Origin of the sequence: Dehalogenimonas sp. THU2, assembly GCF_039749495.1 — a bacterium.
In the GTDB taxonomy this organism is placed as follows: Bacteria; Chloroflexota; Dehalococcoidia; order Dehalococcoidales; family Dehalococcoidaceae; genus Dehalogenimonas.
Genome location: NZ_JBDLLU010000007.1, coordinates 92,901 through 112,980, shown reverse-complemented (window position 1 = coordinate 112,980; position 20,080 = coordinate 92,901). Strand labels below are relative to the sequence as shown.

Sequence of the window (20,080 nt, the reverse complement as noted above, 5' to 3'; positions counted from 1 at the left end):
ATATATGTTATGTAGTATGTGGCAAGACGATGTGTTTCTAATTGACATAATATACTTCGGAATGTCGATGGGGGGGTATTGACACAATTCGATGCTGAAAATATTGTTACGGGTCTATGATTTGGACTTGCTTCGACCCATCATGCCTTTCCAAGTTGCCAATTTGGACAAGCCTTTTACCAAACTGGCATCAGAGATGGTTAATGACAGTCTTACATAACCTTCTCCCTGGACGCCATAACCGTTTCCAGGGGTCACGACCACACCTACCTGTTCCAATAGTTCGGTAGCAAGACCAGCCGAGGTATAGCCTTTTGGTACTTTCGCCCATACGTAAAGGCTGGCTTTAGGTGTATCGACCTCCAGGCCCATATCTAGTAATGTTTCTACGATCAAATCTCGCCGGCGTTGGTAGATGTCGTTATGGCGGGAAATTTCAGACCGGGGGCCGTTCAGCGCTTCGATGGCAGCCAATTGAATGGCCTGGGGTACACCGGAGTCCATATTCGACTTGAACCGCTTCAAAGCATCGATCATCACAGCGTTGCCTACGGCCATGCCGATTCGCCATCCAGTCATGTTATAACTCTTGGAAAGTGAATGAAACTCTATGCCGACCTCTTTGGCACCGTGGGCTTGAAGAAAGCTAGGCGGACGGTATCCTTCATAGGCCGTTTCCGTGTACGGGCCATCATGACAAATAACGATATCGTTTGCCCTGGCAAAAGCGACAGCCTTTTCGAAAAACGCGATGTCGGCTACGGCACCGGTAGGATTGTTAGGATAATTGAGCCACAGCAATTTGGCTCTTTTTATTACATCTCCCGGTATAGCTTCAAAATCCGGCAAAAAACCACTTGTGGCAGTCAACGGTATATAGTACGGTTCGGCGTCTGCTAGCGCTGTGCTGATGGCGTAAACCGGATATGCGGGGTCCGGCACCAGCGCCACGTCACCTGGATTGAGCATACACCACGCCATGTGCCCGATGCCTTCCTTTGAACCGATAAGCGGCAATACTTCAGTCTCCGGGTCCAAAACTACATCAAAACGTTGTTGATACCAACGGGCAATAGCCTGACGCAGTTCCGGCAATCCTTCAGATTCTGGATAACGATGATTGGCAGGTTCCCTGGCTGCCTGGCACAGTGTGTCGATGATACGCGACGGAGTCGGCATATCCGGATCACCAATACCGAAACTGATGACTTCCTCACCACGAGCTCGCTTTTCGGCGATCTTTTTACTTATGGTGACGAATAGATACGGTGGTAAATTCTCAATGCGGTTGGCAATTTTCATGAAACACAATGACCTTTCACTGGTATTACTATTTGAGCCAATTGCCGGTAAAAACCAATTCGGCCTGACCGGTGAGATATACCTCACCACTACCAGGCCATTCAGCTATAAGTGTTCCGCCAGGTAACCTTATGTCAACCGTATCCCCGATACAACCCAGCATCCACCCGGTGACGGCTACAGCGCATGCGCCGCTACCGCAAGCCAGGGTCTCCCCTACCCCACGTTCCCACACACGCATTTCGATCGTCCGGTTATTAAGTACACGGGCGACTTCGAAGTTTGTCTTACGTGGAAAAATATTTGCTGTTTCTACCGCGGGACCGAAGGTGGACAATGGGAAGCCTGCCACCGGTTGATTGGTGAAATATACGGCATGAGGATTGCCCATGGAGACGAAACTCAGTTTAAATGTAGTGTCGGCAGCTGTGAATGGATAGTTCACCGTCATACCGCAAACGAGCCCGCCTTTGCCGAGTTCGACGACAACAGGTATTTCCTTAGGTGTAAAAATGGGTGAACCCATACCGATACGGATTTTCGGTGAACCCTCGGTGGAACTTATTTCAGCCGTCCGGATGCCCCCGGCTGTCTCAACGGTGATGACTTTTGAACGGGATAAACCCTTGGTGTAGATGTAGTTCACCAAACACCGCAACCCGTTACCACAGGCTTCGGCTTCGGTTCCGTCGCTATTATAGATACGCATGCGGAAATCAGCCTTTTTCGACGGTAGCAACAGCAGAAGTCCGTCCGCACCGATGCCAAAATGCCGATGGCACGTCGCGATGGCTAACTCAGACCAATCCGCTTTGAGATTGGCAGCCTCTATCAAGACAAAATCATTACCGGCGCTTTGTACTTTAGTAAATTCCATATTCGGAGCTCTTTTCTTCCAGGAATCCTTTGATCAATTCTTTGGCTCGGGCAACATAGTCGTCCTGAATATCCAACCAGTGTATGCGGGAGTCAATCAAACGGAACCAGTTATACTGGTGCCTTATCAGCCGGTGAGTTTCCGCCTTGATTCTCTCGGCCATCGCCGGAATGTCCAATTCGCCCCGGAGGTGACTCATTGCCTCTTTGTAACCGACGCTTTTCAGCGCTGAGGTGTCGGGTGCGTAACCTTTATCTAAAACGGAACTGACCTCTGCGACCAGACCACTTTCTATCATTTTATCAATACGAAAGTCAACGCGCTCATAAAGAGTTCGGCGCTCGGCGGTCAGGCCGATGATCAAAATACTGTAAGGTGGCGTCTTCTTGCGCGGTGCCTCAGCAGCACGGTTGCCGCCTCCCAGCCTAACTTCCAGAGCCCGGATGACGCGACGGATATTATGGCGGTCGATGCTTTCGGCGGCAGCGGCATCCACAGCTACCAATTGCTGGTAAAGCGCGTCAGCACCTTCGTCCCGCGCCCGTTTTTCCAATGCATTCCGTAGTTCCCAATCCGGGGCTACCTGTGGGATCTGCCAGCCTTCGACCACTGCCCAAACATAAAGCCCGCTGCCACCCACCAGAAACGGCAGCTTTGCGCTGGATTGGATTCCATCTATGACTTGATAGGTTTGTCCCTGGTATTCCGCAAGGTTAAAATCCTGCCCGGGGTCTATTATGTCAAATAAGTGATGTGGTACCCCTCCCCTTTCAGCGAGAGAAGGTTTGGCCGTGCCGATGTCCAGGTAGCGGTATATCTGGCGGCTGTCGGCGCTGATCACTTCACCGGGATAGGTTTTAGCCAGCTCGACGGCCAAATCGGTTTTTCCGCTGCCGGTAGGTCCGACGATGACGATGAGTTTGTTGGATCCGGTATTATCTTGCAAAATCTTCCGGGGTCCTAGAGACTGTAAGGTTGCGCCGCGCGTTTGACGATGCTGACGAATTGCGCGGCTTTAAGGCTGGCGCCGCCCACCAGCGCGCCATCGATATCCGGTTGTGATAGATACTCGATGATGTTCTCAGCGTTGACGCTTCCTCCGTAAAGGAGAGGAAGTGTTTCGGCGGCTTCCGGACTGAACAGGTCTGAAAAAATCGAGCGGATGAAAGACATCACCCGGTTGGCGTGTTCCCCGGTGGCCGCCCGGCCGGTACCGATGGCCCAGATGGGCTCATAGGCGATGAGAAAATTGGGCGATTCTAGATCTGCAAGACCTTTAGTCATTTGATCACGGATGATCGATTCGGTGTTACCGGATTGGTTCTGCTCCAGGTTTTCACCAACGCACAAGATCGGTTTCAAGCCATGACGCATCGCCGATTTCAATTTCCTGTTGACGATGTCATCCGTCTCGTTAAAATACTGCCGGCGTTCCGAATGGCCTATAATAACGTACTGGCATAAGTCAGAGAGCATGAGGGGTGAAATTTCGCCGGTGAAGGCGCCTTTATCCTCATAAAAAACATCCTGTGCGCCCACTTTGACACTTGAACCGCTGAGTAGTTCCTTGAGCTTCGCTAACGAGATGAATGGCGGGCAGACAATTTTTTCCACGCTTTCTATCTCATCGAGTTCATAGCGCATTTCGTTTACCAGTTCGATGGCTTCGTCCAGGGTGGTGTTCATCTTCCAGTTGCCGGCGATTACCCGGGGACGTCGTTCAGTCATCTTCATGCGCCGTACTTCTCCAGTTTCATAGCATTGGCCATGGCGACCGGCATTAAATGGCAAGCCGGTAGCCGTCCCAACCCGCCGCTCAAACAAGCCGATTCATTGAATTCATCCACACGGTCAGGCCTGCAATATCGACCGAATACCATTGCCGGTACCGGGTGCCAACTGTGGCCCTTGATCAATGCCGGAGTTGAATGGTCACCGGTAATCATCAAAACATCCGGTTCTAAAGCGGTGATTCGCGGCAACATTCGGTCGAAATCTTCGAGTGCCGAGACCTTGCGATCGAAGTCCCCGTCTTCTCCTGCCGCGTCCGTGGCCTTGACGTGCAAGAAAAAATAATCGAACTTCCCGTAATTTTCTTTGAGCGTGGCGATCTCGTCGGAAAGCGTGGAACCGGTTTTGACCACTGTCATACCCACGACCTTTGCCAAACCGCGATACATCGGATAACTGGCTATGGCGCAGGCGTCGAGCTTGTATATCTCCTTGAAGCCATGGAAATGCGGTTTATGAGAAAACCCTCGTAGTAAAAGCCCATTAGCCGTGTGATGTTCAGATAGCAGACCTGTCGCTTTTTCCAGAAATTTGTTGGCGATGCCGGCCATACGATTCGCAGATTCAATTCGAGCTTCTACATGTTGCGGTTTAAACCCAATACGCTGCGGATCCGAGTCGGTTACAGAATCGGAGAGACCATCACCCCGAAAAACGGCTACCAGCCGATGATCTTTCACCGGTTCTACGATGACTTTAACGCCATCGATTTCCATACCATTCAGGAGTGCCGCTAGTTCTGTACTTTTTTCGGTCGAGACGCGCCCGGCGCGGCGATCAGTGATGACGCCGTTCTCATCCATTGTACAGAGGTTACCGCGAGCGGCTACGTCCCCGTCGTGCAGGTCAAAGTCGATACCCAGGGCTTCCAGTACACCCCGGCCGATAAGACAGTCGAGCGGATCGTAACCGAACAACCCCAGGTGTCCCGGAGCGCTGCCGGGGGTAATACCGGGCATGACCGGGTCAGATAAACCGCAAATGCTTCTTTGGGCTAAGGCATCCAGATTGGGAGTAACGGCGGTCTCCAATTCCGTTTTCCCGGTGTCCGGATGCGGCAGACCTCCAAGGCCGTCCAGCACCACCATCACGATTTTGCTATCGGTCTTGATCGAAAGTTCCCGCATGAGCGATAACTGATCCGCCATCAGCCAAGATTCCTTTTGCCAATGGCAGCCTTTTTGAGCAGCGCTTCGACACCGGGTAGTTTTTCACCAGAAAGGAATAGCATGGAAGAACCGCCGCCGGTGGAGACGAAGCTCATCTTTTCAGCCATTTTAAGTTCCGCTACGATCTCCGCGGTCGAACCACCGCCGATGATCGTCGAGGCGTGCAAGCGGCCGATAACTTCGGCCATGGCCTTGGTGCCTTCTGAAAACTGCGGCATCTCGTAAATGCCCATGGGACCGTTCCAAAAGACGGTGCGGCAGCGTTCCAATTCCTTGGTGAAAAGGCTGATGGCGAGCAATCCGATGTCCACGATGCGTCCCAATGGCGGTATCTTTTCTATCGGTACGCAGACACCCCTGGCCTCGGGGGTCAGATCGCCGGTTACGATCACGTCACGCGGCAACAGCAGTTTAATGCCGAATTTCTTAGCTTTGGCCATAAGCTTGGCCGCCAGTTCCAGTTTTTCATCGACGATGGATTTGCCCACCTCGTAGTTGTCGGCTTTCAAAAACGTCGCCGCCATACCGCCGCCAACCAGGATGGTGTCCACCTTGTCCATGACATTTTCCAAAAGCTTCACCTTATCGGTAATCTTGGCGCCACCGAACAGCACGCAAAATGGCCGCGCCGGGTTCTCCAATATCTGGCCTAGAGCGATCAGTTCTTTCTCCAGGAGCAAGCCGGCCACGGCCGGGAGGTATTTGGTCACCCCAACGATCGATGCGTGCGCCCGATGCGCCGTTCCGAAAGCGTCGTCGACGTATAATTCCCCCAGTTGCGCCAACTGACGGGCAAATTCCGGGTCGTTGGCTTCTTCTTCCGGATGGAAACGCAGATTCTCCAGAAGGAGAACGTCCCCGCTTTTCAGTTTACCGGCAGCAATTTCGACCCGTTCACCAACACACGCGTCGATAAATTCAACCTTCTGCCGCATCAATTCGGACAATCTGTCAGCGGCCACCTTGAGACTGAGGGATGGTGCGGCTTTGCCATCCGGGCGTCCCATATGGGACATCAGGATAACCTTAGCACCGTTTTCCACCAGGTGCTCAATGGTTGGCATGGCAGCGCGGATCCGGCCGTCGTCGGTGATCTCGCCTTTGTCGTTCAAGGGTACATTGAAATCAACACGTACGAGAACCTTTTTGTCCCTGACATCGACATCGCGCACTGTCATTTCGTCCATATACCAGCTCCTGTTCTGAGTATTAGATGGTGATTGGGCCTGGTACCGTTATCGCTCCGGTCTAATTAATTAATCGGGACCGGGTGAAGACTCCGGGAAAGCGATTTATCGTTGAGTTCGGCGAAGGCCAGCGTTTCCAAGTAGATACCATCGGCATCGAGGCGGTAACTAGATCGTAATTGGGACTGGGTTCCGTGCGTGACAAATTCATCCGGAATGGCAAGACACTTCAGGCGTACATCGGACAAACCGGCACGTTCGAGCAAAAGGGCCACCCGACTGCCCAAACCGCCGCTCAGGACGTTTTCCTCGACGGTGACGAAGAGTCTGTTGTTCCGCGTAAGATCCAAGATGAGCGACTCGTCGAGGGGGCTGATATATCGCATATTCACCACGGAAACCTGCCGTCCGTTCTCTGAGAGTAATTCAGCGGCCGCCAGCGAGGCAGCGACGCTCGCTCCGGTGGCTAGCAGTACGATATCCTCGCCGTAACGCAGGATCTCCGCCTGCCCGACCGGGATCTCTTTGAGTTCGGCGTCCATCTCCACCCCCACACCAGCGCCCCTGGGATACCGTACCGCCATCGGCTTACCGCAACGGGTGGCGGTATACAGCAGATGTTGCAGTTCGTTCTCGTCCTTGGGAGCGGCGACGATAAGGTTGGGGATGAGCGACAAGTAAGACAGGTCGAAAATACCCTGATGGGTTTTGCCGTCCTCACCGACGATACCACCCCTGTCCAGTGCGAAGACCACGGGCAGGCCGGGTAAGGCCACGTCGTGGATGATCTGGTCGAAGGCGCGCTGCAGGAAGGTGGAATAAACGGCGACGACCGGAGTCATGCCTTCTGCCGCCAGTCCCGCGGCAAAGGTCACGGCATGCTGTTCACAAATACCCACATCGAAAATGCGTTCGGGCATGACCTGTTGCATATGCCCCAGGCTGTAACCGTCGGGCATGGCCGCGGTGATGACCGACAATCTCGGGTTTTCCCAGGCCATCTTTTCGACAGTAAGGGCGAAAACCTCGCTGTAGGACGGCACCTTATGGCTGCCGCCGTTCTTCTTGGGACTTCCCTTCGGAGAAATGCCGTGGAAATGCACGGCGTCGCTTTCCGCCGGGGCGTAGCCTTTGCCCTTGGTGGTCACCAGATGGATGAGAGCCGGTTTGTGAGAGTAGCTTTTTGCCTTATCCAGTGCCGAGATAATTTCGGTAATGTTATGTCCGTCGATCGGTCCGCTATAGGCGAAACCGAATTCTTCCCACAGCGTCGTCGGCATGACCATCTTTTTCATCGAGCCCTTGATCTTCTGACCGAAATCCCAGAGCCGGCTGCCGAAATTGCTGCGCTTCAGAATGCGGGCGCTTTTTTCACTTACCTTGTAGTAACGACGATCAAAGCGAACCCGGCTGAAAAGCCGGGATAAGGCACCTACGGTGGGTGAAATGGACATACCGTTGTCGTTCAGGATGACGATGAGCCTCTTGCCGAGATGTCCGGCATGGTTCAGGGCCTCCAGCGCCATACCACCGGTGATTGCTCCGTCGCCGATGACCGCGATAACGTGATTGTCCTTACCTTCGATATCACGGGCGACAGCCATGCCCACCGCCGCGGAAATGGAGGTGCTAGCGTGACCGGTGGTGAAACAGTCATACGGACTCTCATCACGGCAGGTGAAGCCGGACATACCGCCCATCTGCCGCAGGGTGGCGAACTGGTCGCGGCGGCCGGTCAAAAGCTTGTGGGCGTATGATTGATGCCCGACATCCCAGACGATCTTATCGCGCGGGCAATCGAACACCTTATGCAGAGCGATGGTCAGTTCCACCACCCCCAGGCTGGACGCCAGATGCCCGCCATTGGCAGTTACCCGGGTTACCATCTCCTCCCGGAGTTCACTGGCCAGGCGGTCCAGGTCGGCGTCAGAAAGGGGTTTCAGATCAGTAGGTGAACTGATGTTGTCCAGTATCTTAGACAATAAGTCGCCTTTTCTCTGGCCTTGGGCACACCGGTTATACTAACAGCGCTTAATGCCCCTGTCAAGCTAAAACTCGTTCGTGTTGACGATTGGATGAGGCTCTGATAGACTCGGCGGCGCATGGAATTTCAGCAATTCTTCTTAGACCTCGGCTTGCCACCGGCGCTGGTGGTTATCATTATTGCGGCATTACCTGTTGTCGAACTCCGAGGGGCCGTACCCGTGGCGATCAACGTCCTCGACATCCCCTGGTATAATGCCTTCCTTCTGGCTGTCATCGGCAACATGCTCCCGGTACCCTTTATTTTACGATTGCTGAACTGGGCGGTTTGCACGCTGGGGAAGTTCTCCATGTTCAGGCGATTCTTCGACTGGTTGTTCAACAGAACCCGGTCTCGCAGTGGATTTATCGAGCGGTATAAAAAATTTGGTCTGACGCTCTTTGTCGCCATACCGTTACCGATGACTGGCGCCTGGACCGGTTCTATAGCCGCAGTACTGATGGGTATCCCGTTCGGCGACGCCATGCGCCACATTTTTTTGGGTGTGCTCATAGCGGGTATCATCGTCACAGCGTTATCGGTGATGGGCTGGTGGGGCGCCCTGACCGCCGGTGCGGCGCTTGTTGCGATGTTTATCATCGGCACGCTCCGCCGGCACAATCGACGTTCTTGACCCCTTCTTAAAGCCGGTGTTAGTATATTGGTCACAGTATGCTGTGCCCCAACGACGCGACAATGCGTGTCCCAGTAGCTCAGTGGATAGAGCGGCTGCCTTCTAAGCAGCGGGCCGTGGGTTCGAATCCCGCCTGGGACGCCAAACAAGCCGAAATTCCAAATCTCAAGCTCCAAATTACAAACAATACCGAAATAAATAAATTTCAAATCGTCAAACCGGATGTGGTGATAGATGAGCGGTACGTAGATGTATTGCTGCACAAATTTCCGAGTCGTTTTCCAAAGTGCAGAAACGAACCCATTTTACGGCGGTTTGCTGAAATTCCCATTTAGGGTTAATGCTGTAGCCGGACTCGATAAGCATAAGCGCGGGGGAATCCGCCCCGGGCCGGATGACGTGAATATCAGGGGCGTATTATACCATACCAAAAGGCTGAAAAAGGCCTGTTTTTGGCGGGTTGGAAGAAATATTTACGAGTTGTATATTATGTTAAGCTACAATCAGGTATCAATTCTTCCTGCGGCTCTTGAAGACGAAGAACAGTACTATAACGATTACAATGATGATAATTAATTCCGTCGGGCCTAAGCGCATTAATTTTGCCTCACAATAGATTTTGAACCCTTTGCATCATTATACACCAAAAACCCCCTGACGCATATGTGTTCAGGGGGTTGGAAGCCCATATTTGGGGTAGTTTAGCCTTGTGCGGTCTTGACCAGGCCAGCGAAAGCGGCGGGATCAGTGATAGCCATGTCAGCCATCACCTTGCGGTTAAGCTCAACACCGGACTTGGCCAGGCCGGCTATGAACGCGCTGTAGGTCATGCCGTTCAAGCGGGCCGCGGCATTGATGCGGGCGATCCATAAGCGGCGGAAATCACCCTTTCGGTCCCGGCGGTGGGCGTGGGCGTAAGCCAGGGCGTGGGTCAGGCTTTCCTTGGCACGGCGGAAGTTGTGATTCCGCTGGCCGCGATGACCTTTGGTTAATTCAAGTGTTGCTTTATGTCGTTTTTTGGTGGCGACCCCACCTTTAATGCGTGTCATTGTTTTCTATCCTTTATAAATTAGGTACCGTAGGGAACGAGGCGGGTGAGACGTTTGACGTCTGCTTTGGCGACCGGAATCATCTCATCGAATTGACTGCGAACGCGGGGAGCTTTATTACGGCGCAGATGACTCTTGGGGCCTTTAACGCGCATCAGCTTACCGGTTCCGGTGAACTTGAACCGGTTCTGGGCGCCTTTATGAGTTTTAATCTTCGGCATTCTCGGGTTGTCCTTCCTTTGATTTAGGTTTAGCACCAGGTTTGGGAACCAGCATAAGATGGATTCGCGAGCCCAGGAGTGTCGGTTGACCTTCAACGAGAGCGATATCCGACAGGTCCTCAGCAGCACGTTTGAGTATTTTAATTCCTAACTCCGAGTGAGTGATCTCCCGCCCACGGAACATGATGGTCACCTTGACCTTATCGCCTTCTTCAAGCTGCTTCCGGATGTTGCGCACCTTGGATTCATAATCATGAATACCGATCTTGGGGCGAAGCCGGATCTCTTTCAGAAGCGAAAGTTTCTGGCCTTTCTTGGCCTCACGTTCCTTCTTGGTTTGCTCATAACGGTATTTGCCGTAGTCCATAAGCCGGCAGACCGGCGGTACCGAAGTAGGCGCAACTTCCACTAAATCGAGGTTGCCGCGCCGGGCAAGGTCTTTGGCCTGGGCGACGGTCATCACGCCCAATTGCTCACCTTGATCCCCGACCACCCGAACCTCGCGGCCCAGGATTTTATCGTTAACCCGGAGTTCTTTAACTATGTGCTGGATACCTCTCCACGAAAAATAAGACTATCGAAAAATATAGCACATTTACGATGCTAAGTTCAACTCTCAATCAGCAAATCGCCAAGGCGCTGTTCGATGGTCTCAAGAAGCATCGCTTTCAAGGCATCGAAAGAAACGCCGTACTTCTGCTGCCCGGTCCGCAGCCTGATTGCCACGGTGTTGTTGGCGACTTCCTTGTCACCGAGGACCAGCATGCAGGGGGTTTTTTCAAGCTGCGACTGGCGGATCTTCTGATTGACGGTTTCCGCGCGATCATCCAGGTACACCCTCACGCCCGCCGCTTTAAGGCCGGCGGCAATTTTCTCAGCATACTCCAGGTGGCGGTCGGCGATGGGCAACACCGCGACCTGCACCGGGTGCAGCCAGACCGGGAAGGCGCCGGCATAATGTTCTATGAGCAGACCGAAAAAACGCTCCCAGGAACCGAGCAGGGCGCGGTGGACCATGTATGGCCGGTGTTCCTGGCCGTCCTGGCCGATGTACGTCATATCGAAACGTTCCGGCAGATTGAAGTCAAACTGGATGGTGGTCATCTGCCATTCCCGGCCCAGCGCGTCCCGGACCTTGATATCTATCTTGGGACCGTAAAAAGCGCCGCCGCCCTCATCTACCTTGTAATCGAAGCCCTGGGCGTCCATCACCCGGCTCAGCGCGTCCGAGGCCCGCTGCCATTGCTCTTCAGTGCCGATAGCCTTTTCAGGTCTGGTGGCCAGGAAAAACTGCAGGTCCTTGAAACCGAAAGTGTGCCACATGTGCAGCGAGAAACGCAGCACCTCCGCGATTTCCGTCTCTATCTGATCCGGGGCGCAGATGATGTGGGCGTCATCCTGGGTGAAGCCGCGCACGCGCAAAAGCCCGTGAAGCACGCCGCTGCGCTCATAGCGGTAAACGGTGCCCAGTTCAGCCCAGCGGGCCGGCAGATCCCGGTAGGAGCGAACCTGGGACTTGTAAAACATGATGTGGAAGGGGCAGTTCATCGGCTTGACGTAGTAATCCTGCCCGTCGATATCCATGGGGGAGTACATGATGTCCTTGTAGTTCTCCAGGTGGCCCGAGGTCTCCCAGAGAGTGCCCCGCCCGATGTGGGGGGTGTAAAGCAGTTCATAGCCGTTGTTGTAATGCTCCCGGCGCCAGAACTCCTCCACGATGGTGCGGATACGCCCGGCCTTGGGGCCGTAGATGACCAGACCGCCGCCAACTTCTTCCGGGGTGATGAACAGATTGAGCTGCTTGTTGATGCGCCGGTGGTCCCGGGCTTCAGCCTCCGCCAGGCTGGTCAGGTATTCATCCAGTTCACTGCGGGTCTGGAAGGCGGTGCCGTAAACCCGCTGCAGCATGGGGCGTTTTTCATCCCCTCTCCAGTAGGCGCCGGCGATGGACAGCAGTTTGAAGGCCTTGACCCGGGCGGTGTGGGAGACGTGGGGGCCGCGGCACAGGTCGGCGAATTCACCGTTGCGGTAGACGGTGATATCCTGGTCATCCGGAAGTTCGGCGATGAGTTCCAGTTTGTAGGGCTGACCGGCGAATATCTGCTCCGCCTGGGCGCGGCTGACCGTTTCCCGGGTGAAGGCCATGTTCTGCTTGACGATCTCCGTCATGCGGGCTTCTATCAGGGGCAGGTCTTCCGGCAGGAGCGGGCGGGGCAGGTCGAAATCATAATAGAAACCGGTGTCGATGGAGGGGCCGATACCCAGTTTGGCGCCGGGGAAAAGCGAAGTCACCGCCTGGGCCAGGATGTGAGCCGCGGAATGGCGGATGGTATCCAGTTGAGCTTTAGCCGAATCGTCCACGATAAATACCTCTTTGAAAGACGGAGCCTCTCATCCGGAGAGTGAGAGGCTCCATGTTTAACGCATTATAACTTGCCCTCATAAGGGGCGCAAGGCGAATTAGAGCAGGGCGCCCAGAGCCGTGGCGAGCAGCACGGCGCCCATGACGATACCCAGATTGATAACGATCAAGAGCGTTATCCATTGCCCGGAAGTCAGTTTTTTGACCACCGCCCTGAAGAGGGCTTCTTCCGCTTTGCTCAGGGCTTCCTGAGCGGCGCGGGTGGCCGCCTCAGCGACGTCCTGGGCGCGTTGCGCCGCCTGCTCGGCATGGTCGTGAGCTGCTTTGGAAACCTCATCCGCGGCGATGCGGGCAGACCGCCCGGCGCTCTCCGCCCGATTGATCATATCCTGAAGGACGCCGAGAGCCGCGTGCATGGCATCGTCACCGGATTTATCGGCAGAATTGGCGGCGGTGACGGCGGCGGCGGCTGTTTGCTCGCCCCGCGCGGCGGAGGTCATGGCGGCTTTGCCAGCCTCTTCCACTTTAGCGGCGATGTTATCCGGAACCTTTGCGGCGGCTTCAATGGCGTCAGCGCCGAGTCTTTCCGCGGATTCCGCTTTGCGGGCCACTTCCTCGGCCATATGATAGGCCTGGCTGGCAGCCAGCTTGGCCTGACGTCCGGCTTCATCGGACTGGCGGGCCGTTTCACTGCCGGGATTGTGCTGGGCTTTTTCAGCGGCGGCGGCGGCGGCTTTGGCCGCGGCTTCGGCGGCACGCACGGCTTTCATGGCCTGATCTATAGAATCTTCCAGAGATTCTTTGGCGGCCAGGGCCATCTCCTGAAGTCTCAAAGCGTTTTCATCCGCGACGCGCGAAAGGGCGATTGCCGCTTCCCGGGAGGCCAACGCAACTTCTTCAGCTTTGGCGGAGGCTTCTTCAGCGGCGTACCTGGCGGCGCGGGCGACTTCTTCGGCTCTGCGGGCGGCTTCTTCCGCCCGCGCGGAGGCGTCATCGGCGCATTTGCTGGCGGCTTCCGCCTTGCGGGAGGCTTCGGTCGAGGCGGTATCGGCGATCTCAGCTTTGTGAGAGGCTTCCTCAGCGGCTTTTTTGGCCTCGGCGGCGGCGTGCACCGCGGCGCGGGTGGCGGACTCGGCGGCATGCTCACCGGCTTTGCGCGCTTCCTCAGCGCGCATTTCGGCGACTATCGATGCCTGGGTAGCGGCTTCAGCGGAAGTGCCGGCGCTCAGCGCGGCCCGTTCAGCTTTTCTTGCGGCCTCAGCGGCAGCCTGGATATTGGCATCCATTTCATCCAATATCTGCGGCAGCGGTTTGACCAGAATACTGGGTTCGGCGCTCATGTCTATCTCCTCCTGTGGCATATATCCAAGCCGGGATCATTCGTTCCCGGCCCGTTACCCCTCGAAGGAGTGACTCGGCCCCTACCCTGCTATCATCACCGGCTGCCCATTCAGGCGTCCAGTCACTCAGCGTTACGAGGCACCCATCCCGATAACCGGTTAACCTCAGGACAGGTACTTTAGTTTACCGGTATTAGTTTAATGTACCCCGGTATGATAGTCAATAACCGCGACAAAAAATAATAATCTGGTATTTTTGATATTGGATTCAGGTGGCGGCCAGCACCTGGCCGCGGATGCCGATGGTGACTTCAGAGACCGGCATCATGACACCGGCCATCTGCGCCGCCTGACGGACCAACTGGGTGAGACCGCCGCAGCAGGGCACTTCCATGCGCAGCACCGTCACGCTGTCCGGTTGGGCCTGGGCGAAGATCTGGGAAAGTTTGTGGAGATGGGCTTCATAATCATCCAGCTTGGGACAGGCGATCAGCAGCGCTTTGTCCTTGAGAAAGTCCCGGTGGAAATTGGGATAGGCGAACGGCACGCAATCCGCGGTCAGCAGGATATCCGCATTCTTCAGGAAAGGAGCATGCGGCGGCACCAGCGTCAACTGCACCGGCCAGTGGCCCAGGGCTGAGGCTTCCGGCGCCGCGGGGGATTTGTGTTCTTCAGGTGCGGGGCTGACGGGATGGCCGAAGGACATGAGACGCGCCGAGGGGCAGGCGTGGACGGGGGGTTTGGGCTGCGTCCGGGCGACATGCTTCATGGCAGCGATTTCATCGAATTCCGGGGCTTCACGCTCTTCTATGGTGATGGCGTCACGGGGACATTCACCCAGGCAGGCGCCCAGGCCGTCGCAGTAGATATCGCTCACCAGTCTGGCCTTGCCGTCGATGACCTGGATGGCGCCTTCGGCGCAGGACGGCACACAGACGCCGCAACCATCGCATTTATCTTCGTCGATGCAGACTATTTTACGTACCGGCATTATTAGATTCCTCCTTTGTTTCAATCTTAAGCGACTGCCAGCGTTCCTCACCAAGGCATTGCCGCGCCGAAGCGCACCACTCGATGCAGGACGGCGCCTTTTCCCGGTAGACCGGTTCACCGCATTTCTGGCAGCGCACCCGTATCTCATCGGAGAATATCTCCACCGCGGAACGACACTTAGGGCAGCGGTGGAGCTCAACTCTGAGCTTACGGAAGTCCTGGCCCGGGCATTTGCCTGTCATAGCACCTCGTTTTCAGATTTATATGGTGATTATAATCCACGGAAAAGCTTTGGTGTATGATTTACATCAAGGTCGGAGCGATATCTGCGTGTAGTGTAATGTATGCGTGGAGGTGCCCCCTCACCTAGCCTCTCCCCGTTGGGGAGAGGGATTCTCTTCTGACGGCCATTTTATAATTGTTTCGCAGGAGGCTCCCCGACTTCGTTGGGACAAGCACGATGACGGGTTGTTTGGGGCTGCTAGGCCTGCGGGGGGCCTTCGGCCAGCAGGCGGAGCTTCTCTTCATCCTCGATGATGACCAGGCCGCGGCGCGAGGTGATGATCTTGCCTTCTTTAAGGCGGCTGAGAAAGCGGATCGTGGTCTCCAGCGTGGTGCCGGACATGTCTGCCAGATCCTGGCGGGTGAAGGGCAGTTCCCGGCCTAATTTGGATGCCAGACGCTCCAGAGTCCGCGCCAGGCGCTGCTCCACTCTTTCACCGGAAAGGTCATGCAACCGGCTCTGGGCTTCCCGGAGGCGGGCGCTCAGGATGGCGACCATGGCCATGGCGACACCGGGGTGCCGGGCGATGAAATCACGAAATACCTGCTGGCTGACGGCCAGGACCTCGACATCTTCGGCGGCGACGCTGGAGGCGGGGTACGGTTTACCCTCAAGAACCGCCACCTCACCGAAAACCTCGCCCGGACCGAAAAAGCCCACTACCGTCTCCCGGCCCTGGGAACCGTGTTTGACTACCTTCACCCGTCCCCGGGTTAAAAGATAGAAACGTTCCGATGGTTCGGCCTCCCAGAAGATATATTCGCCGGCGGCGAATTGGCGGAACTCCGCCGCGGCGACCAGGTCTGCAAGATCTGTTTCCGATGAAGTGGCGAAAAGGTAGCTTCGCTTCAGTGCGGCGACTATGGCTTCGGTTTTCATGAAAGATCCGCCTGTTCCCTGTCGAGCAGCAGACGTAAGTTGCGCGGCAGAATATTGTAATAAGTGTTCAAGTGAAAGTAGCGCAATTTATCCCTGGTGGCAGGGTCCAGGTCTTCAAAAGGGGTTCCGGCCAGAATGGCGCCGGTTTCCGTCTCTGAAAACTCGGCTCCGGTGCCGGCGGTGTCGAGGAGCTCACGGTTCATCGGACAGACCTGCTGACAGATGCGGCAGCCGATGAGTGAATTATGCCACCGGGAGTGTACCCATTCAGGGAAATCTGAGGCTTCCTTGCTGAGTAATGAAAGGCAGCGGCCGACATCGTATCCGTCCGGTCCGAGACATCCGGTGGGGCAGCTTTCGGAACAGGCGCGGCAGACTTCACAGCTCCGGCTGACCCGGTGTTCCGTCCAGACGGCGGTTCCGGGCGGCATGTCCGAGAAAAATGCCGAAAGGCGGAAAAAGCTGCCCATGCCTTCTATAAAACCCATGTTGTTGTAACCGTTCTCCAGCAGACCGGCGTGACTGGCCAGGAGTTTAGTCGGAACGTTGGCATCTATAAGCCCGTAACCGTGAGGGGTGATGAGACTGGTCACGGCGGCGACGATGCGCTCAAGGTCAACATCATGATCAGCGGACAGCGGCGGCACCTCAAAGGCGTAATGGCGGCCGTGGCGGGTGAAACCAAGTTTCACCGGCGTAACCGGCGCGGCCACGATGAGGACCGACCGGGCTGGAAAATCCGGAGGCGGGGCAAAATCGAAGTGGTGCCGGGAGAGGTGGGGGGAATTCCGCCATACCTCACGGCTGGTTATCGCCCTGTATTCGTTCTCGAGTGCGGTCAATCTTTCCAGGGGGATAACGCAGGCGCGGTAGCCCAGTTTTTCCAGTTCGGCGATAACTCCGGCGGCAATCGGCATCTAGCGTTCATTCTCCAGGGAGGTTTTCAGGTTACGCGGGATCATGGCATAGCACTCTTTGAAATCGTAACGGGGGAGTTGGCCGCACCCTTCAGGCTTTCTTTGGATTTTAATGTCCAGGTTACCAGCTTGGAGAAGCTTCCCTATTTTCGCAGAATCTTTTCCATGGCTTTTCCCCTGGCTAATTCATCGATCAGCTTATCCATGTAGCGAATCTCCCGCATAATCGGTTCTTGTATGTCCTCCACCCGGATGCCGCAGATCAAACCCTTGATCAAAGACCGCGAAGGATTCAGTTGGGGGGCTTGCGCAAAGAAGGTTTCAAAGTCTGTCTGCTTTTCCAATTGCGCTTCCAGTTCTTCCTGATTATATCCCGTCAACCAGCGAATGATTTCATCGACCTCTGCTTTAGTGCGTCCTTTTTTCCCAACCTTGGTGATGTAAAGGGGATACACTCTTGCGAAGCTCATTGTATAGATGGGATGTTTTTTCATGGTAATTATTACTCGGTGTGAATATCGGCCGCTTCACTGAATTAAAATTCTGGTGGGGAAGCGGGGACTCGAACCCCGACGCCTTGCGGCACATGATCCTAAGTCATGCCCGTCTGCCAATTCCGGCACTCCCCCTCCCAAGCCAGAGCATTTTAACACAGCTTTGAGTTTGCCGCTAACCATTCCGGGGTCCGGTATCACCACCTTCATTATATAAAGAATCCCGCCGAACTCCGACCTCGGCGGCGGCCAGCTTTCCCGGGACCGCCGGAGTGCGGATGATTGACAACGAACCGCTCACTTCTGCTATATTCAGTGATATGGTTTTTTTATTCGGCAATAAGCACTACGGCGAACACCTGGGATACATTGTTACCCGGTGCCCGGATTGCCGGGATGACCGGATTTTCAGCGTGGATCAGCGCCGGGAAAAGCTTACCGTCTATTTTGTGCCCACCGTGCAGTATCGCGCCAAACAATACATGACCTGCCAGGGCTGCGGTAAGAGCCTTGAAATAGCCGATAAGCTCAAAGAGGAGATCGCCGGGCGGCTCATGACGGAAACAGAACTTAAAAAAGTGCTGGGTGAGATCGCCGGTGAGCACCGTTCGTTGATGGCGGTCTGCCAGGCCTGCTCGCAACCGGTGGAACGCGGCATGCGGTTTTGCCCCTCCTGCGGCCACCCGTTATCGTAGACGAAATGTACCCGTATATCCATGATAACGTTCGCCGGATACTCAAGGAGATCCCTCCTGAGGTCAGCATCGTGGCCGCGGCCAAGACCAGGACACACGATGAGATCATGGCGGCTGTGGAAGCCGGAATTCAACGCATCGGGGAGAATTATATTCAGGAAGCGGCGACGGCTTATGACGCCATCGGCGGATGCGTAAAATGGCACTTTATTGGCCACCTGCAGCTCAACAAGGTGAAGAAGGCGGTCGAAATATTTGATCTCATCGAGACGGTGGACAGTCTGGAATTGGCCGAGGTCATCGACCGGCAGGCGGCAGTGTCGAATAAAATCATGCCGGTGCTGATCGAGGTCAATATCGGACGTGAAACTCAGAAGAATGGAGTGATGCCGGAAGCTCTTTCTGAACTGGCAGAAGCGATCGATACCCTGCCGAACCTGCAACTCCGAGGGTTGATGACCATGGGGCCCTATGTCCCGGCGGAACAACTGCGGCCGTATTTTGCCGAAACCCGCCGCCTTTTTGATCAAATGCAACAGGCAAAACTCGTACGGACTGATATCCGCTACCTGTCGATGGGCATGAGCGATTCGTATCGTGTCGCTATCGAAGAGGGAGCTAACCTGGTGCGCCTGGGTACCGCGATTTTCGGGCCGAGGCGTTAGTCCAGTTCCTTCAATCCGGCGACGATGTCGTGCAGATCGGTGAACGGTGTATGCGGCAGATTTTCTCGACGGTAGTGTTCCAGTAAGGACTCGGTGGCGAAGGTATGTTGGGCCAGCCTGGAGGCCGGGATATCCGAGGGGCCGTTACCAGCATAGAGCACCCGGAACCCCTGGTCGATGAACTGCTGCGTGTAACAGGCCTTGAATTCATGCAGCAGTTCCCGCCCGTGATGATCGAAGTAGCGGGCATCCATCCCGTCAGAAGTGAACACCGTTCTGGCGGCAATGATATCAAGATGCCCATAACCGTTGTGACCCAGTAACGCCTTGATGTAAAAGTCCAGACCATTGGAAACCACGGTCATGATTATGTCATGTTCCCGGCAGTACTCCACCAGTTCATGCAGACCCGGCCGGAGGCGGCCTTCTTGATGTACCAGCTTCTCCAGCGTTTTCCGGTCCTCTTTGACCAGGGCGAAAGCGCGGCTGTTGAAATCACCGACCGGTATTCTGCCCTCCTGGTAATCACGGAGGATGGCCTGCCAGTCACCCCGGGCGTAATTTTCCAGGATAAGAAAACTGATGTCACCCTCTGTGATGGTGCCATCAAAATCACATTGCAACAGCGTTTTGGTCTTCAAATTGCGGTCAGATCCTTCTCGTTCTCAGTCTTGATCAGATCCCGGGCATCCACTTCCACGGAATTGATGGGTTGCTCCTTCTTGTGGAGTTTGGACGGGGATTCCACCCTATCGATGAACAGCACGCCGTTGAGATGATCTATCTCATGTTCCAGGGCTTGCCCCAGCAGTGCCTTGCCTTTGACGCGCATCGGCTTGCCGTACCTGTCCAGGCCTTTGACGATGACCGACATCGATCGTTTGACATCACCCATGAGATCAGGCACGCTCAGGCAACCTTCTTCGACTTCACGCTCCCCGACCCGTTTGACGATCTCCGGATTGATGATGGCGAATGGTTCTTCATCAGGCATGCCGATGACGATACAGCGTAACGATACTCCCACTTGAGGTGCGGCCAAACCGCAGCCGTTGCAGACGATCATGGTTTCTACCATATCGTCGATAAGCGTCTTTATGCTCTTATCCACGACGGGCACTTTTTTGGCTTTCTGCCGCAGCACCTGATCCGGATGTTTATGAAGCGTCCTTACAGCCATGGTGAAACTACCCTCGAAT

22 protein-coding genes and 2 tRNA genes are annotated in these 20,080 nt (G+C 55.2%); 4 read left to right on the top strand and 20 right to left on the bottom strand.

Translation table 11 applies throughout. The features are described from left to right. Positions 1-114: 114 nt before the first annotated feature. The 7 genes from ABFB09_RS05375 to dxs all read right to left on the bottom strand — a co-directional run bounded on the left by ABFB09_RS05375 (position 115) and on the right by dxs (position 8,308). Positions 115-1,302, bottom strand: coding sequence for an LL-diaminopimelate aminotransferase (locus ABFB09_RS05375; RefSeq protein ID WP_347000472.1), 1,188 nt, complete (start codon positions 1,300-1,302; stop codon positions 115-117). A gap of 28 nt (positions 1,303-1,330) precedes the next feature. Continuing rightward, entirely contained in the window at positions 1,331-2,179 is an 849-nt protein-coding gene (gene dapF, locus ABFB09_RS05370; RefSeq protein ID WP_347000471.1) for a diaminopimelate epimerase, read from the bottom strand. Continuing rightward, the gene (gene miaA, locus ABFB09_RS05365; RefSeq protein WP_347000470.1) at positions 2,166-3,125 is read right to left on the bottom strand and encodes a tRNA (adenosine(37)-N6)-dimethylallyltransferase MiaA; all 960 of its coding nucleotides are present in this window, start codon (positions 3,123-3,125) and stop codon (positions 2,166-2,168) included. The genes dapF and miaA overlap by 14 nt, the downstream gene beginning before the upstream one ends. A gap of 14 nt (positions 3,126-3,139) precedes the next feature. Next, positions 3,140-3,907 carry a triose-phosphate isomerase gene (tpiA, locus tag ABFB09_RS05360; RefSeq protein WP_347000478.1) on the bottom strand — a complete coding sequence of 256 codons (768 nt, stop codon included), beginning with the start codon at positions 3,905-3,907 and terminating at the stop codon, positions 3,140-3,142. 2 nt (positions 3,908-3,909) lie between these two features. Next, positions 3,910-5,118: a 2,3-bisphosphoglycerate-independent phosphoglycerate mutase gene (locus ABFB09_RS05355; RefSeq protein WP_347000469.1), complete on the bottom strand. Its 1,209-nt coding sequence runs from the start codon at positions 5,116-5,118 to the stop codon at positions 3,910-3,912. Continuing rightward, positions 5,118-6,326 carry a phosphoglycerate kinase gene (locus ABFB09_RS05350; protein ID WP_347000468.1) on the bottom strand — a complete coding sequence of 403 codons (1,209 nt, stop codon included), beginning with the start codon at positions 6,324-6,326 and terminating at the stop codon, positions 5,118-5,120. Before ABFB09_RS05350 ends, ABFB09_RS05355 begins: the two co-directional genes overlap by 1 nt. A gap of 65 nt (positions 6,327-6,391) precedes the next feature. Next, positions 6,392-8,308, bottom strand: coding sequence for a 1-deoxy-D-xylulose-5-phosphate synthase (gene dxs / locus ABFB09_RS05345; protein ID WP_347000467.1), 1,917 nt, complete (start codon positions 8,306-8,308; stop codon positions 6,392-6,394). A 120-nt stretch (positions 8,309-8,428) separates the two neighbouring features. On the opposite strand from dxs, the gene ABFB09_RS05340 reads away from it, so the two are divergent. Both ABFB09_RS05340 and ABFB09_RS05335 read left to right on the top strand, forming a co-directional pair. After that, positions 8,429-8,983, top strand: coding sequence for a small multi-drug export protein (locus tag ABFB09_RS05340; protein WP_347000466.1), 555 nt, complete (start codon positions 8,429-8,431; stop codon positions 8,981-8,983). 68 nt (positions 8,984-9,051) lie between these two features. Then, positions 9,052-9,127: transfer RNA gene (locus ABFB09_RS05335), tRNA-Arg, on the top strand. Between the two features lie 557 nt (positions 9,128-9,684). On the opposite strand, the gene rplT is transcribed toward ABFB09_RS05335, so the two are convergent. From rplT to ABFB09_RS05280, 11 genes are all read right to left on the bottom strand, one after another. Then, positions 9,685-10,032, bottom strand: coding sequence for a 50S ribosomal protein L20 (rplT, locus tag ABFB09_RS05330; protein WP_347000465.1), 348 nt, complete (start codon positions 10,030-10,032; stop codon positions 9,685-9,687). Positions 10,033-10,052: 20 nt separating this feature from the next. Further along, positions 10,053-10,253: a 50S ribosomal protein L35 gene (rpmI, locus tag ABFB09_RS05325; RefSeq protein WP_347000464.1), complete on the bottom strand. Its 201-nt coding sequence runs from the start codon at positions 10,251-10,253 to the stop codon at positions 10,053-10,055. After that, positions 10,240-10,797: a translation initiation factor IF-3 gene (gene infC / locus ABFB09_RS05320; RefSeq protein WP_347000477.1), complete on the bottom strand. Its 558-nt coding sequence runs from the start codon at positions 10,795-10,797 to the stop codon at positions 10,240-10,242. Before infC ends, rpmI begins: the two co-directional genes overlap by 14 nt. Before the next feature lie 65 nt (positions 10,798-10,862). Continuing rightward, positions 10,863-12,617: a threonine--tRNA ligase gene (thrS, locus tag ABFB09_RS05315; protein ID WP_347000476.1), complete on the bottom strand. Its 1,755-nt coding sequence runs from the start codon at positions 12,615-12,617 to the stop codon at positions 10,863-10,865. A gap of 96 nt (positions 12,618-12,713) precedes the next feature. Next, complete coding sequence (locus ABFB09_RS05310) at positions 12,714-13,955, bottom strand: hypothetical protein (protein ID WP_347000463.1); 1,242 nt, start codon at positions 13,953-13,955, stop codon at positions 12,714-12,716. Positions 13,956-14,223: 268 nt separating this feature from the next. Next, positions 14,224-14,946: a 4Fe-4S ferredoxin gene (locus ABFB09_RS05305; protein ID WP_347000462.1), complete on the bottom strand. Its 723-nt coding sequence runs from the start codon at positions 14,944-14,946 to the stop codon at positions 14,224-14,226. Further along, on the bottom strand, positions 14,933-15,190 hold the full coding sequence (locus tag ABFB09_RS05300; protein WP_347000461.1) for a phosphohydrolase: 258 nt from the start codon (positions 15,188-15,190) through the stop codon (positions 14,933-14,935). The genes ABFB09_RS05305 and ABFB09_RS05300 overlap by 14 nt, the downstream gene beginning before the upstream one ends. Before the next feature lie 239 nt (positions 15,191-15,429). Then, on the bottom strand, positions 15,430-16,110 hold the full coding sequence (locus ABFB09_RS05295) for a Crp/Fnr family transcriptional regulator (protein ID WP_347000460.1): 681 nt from the start codon (positions 16,108-16,110) through the stop codon (positions 15,430-15,432). Next, a complete protein-coding gene (locus ABFB09_RS05290; protein ID WP_347000458.1) occupies positions 16,107-17,027 on the bottom strand; it encodes a 4Fe-4S double cluster binding domain-containing protein in 921 nt (306 codons plus the stop codon). The genes ABFB09_RS05295 and ABFB09_RS05290 overlap by 4 nt, the downstream gene beginning before the upstream one ends. Positions 17,028-17,170: 143 nt before the next feature. Continuing rightward, positions 17,171-17,521: a DUF2200 domain-containing protein gene (locus ABFB09_RS05285; RefSeq protein ID WP_347000456.1), complete on the bottom strand. Its 351-nt coding sequence runs from the start codon at positions 17,519-17,521 to the stop codon at positions 17,171-17,173. A 50-nt stretch (positions 17,522-17,571) separates the two neighbouring features. Further along, positions 17,572-17,656, bottom strand: a tRNA-Leu gene (locus ABFB09_RS05280). A 143-nt stretch (positions 17,657-17,799) separates the two neighbouring features. Here ABFB09_RS05280 and ABFB09_RS05275 point away from each other — a divergent pair. Both ABFB09_RS05275 and ABFB09_RS05270 read left to right on the top strand, forming a co-directional pair. Beyond that, positions 17,800-18,216 carry a zinc-ribbon domain-containing protein gene (locus tag ABFB09_RS05275; protein WP_347000454.1) on the top strand — a complete coding sequence of 139 codons (417 nt, stop codon included), beginning with the start codon at positions 17,800-17,802 and terminating at the stop codon, positions 18,214-18,216. Positions 18,217-18,221: 5 nt separating this feature from the next. Further along, positions 18,222-18,881 (top strand): YggS family pyridoxal phosphate-dependent enzyme, encoded by a 660-nt coding sequence (locus ABFB09_RS05270; RefSeq protein WP_347000452.1) that lies wholly within the window; start codon positions 18,222-18,224, stop codon positions 18,879-18,881. Here ABFB09_RS05270 and ABFB09_RS05265 read toward each other — a convergent pair. After that, a complete protein-coding gene (locus ABFB09_RS05265; RefSeq protein WP_347000450.1) occupies positions 18,878-19,522 on the bottom strand; it encodes an HAD-IB family phosphatase in 645 nt (214 codons plus the stop codon). The genes ABFB09_RS05270 and ABFB09_RS05265 overlap by 4 nt on opposite strands. Next, positions 19,519-20,061, bottom strand: a complete 543-nt coding sequence (gene def / locus ABFB09_RS05260) for a peptide deformylase (RefSeq protein ID WP_347000448.1) — start codon at positions 20,059-20,061, stop codon at positions 19,519-19,521. The genes ABFB09_RS05265 and def overlap by 4 nt, the downstream gene beginning before the upstream one ends. Positions 20,062-20,080 lie beyond the last annotated feature (19 nt).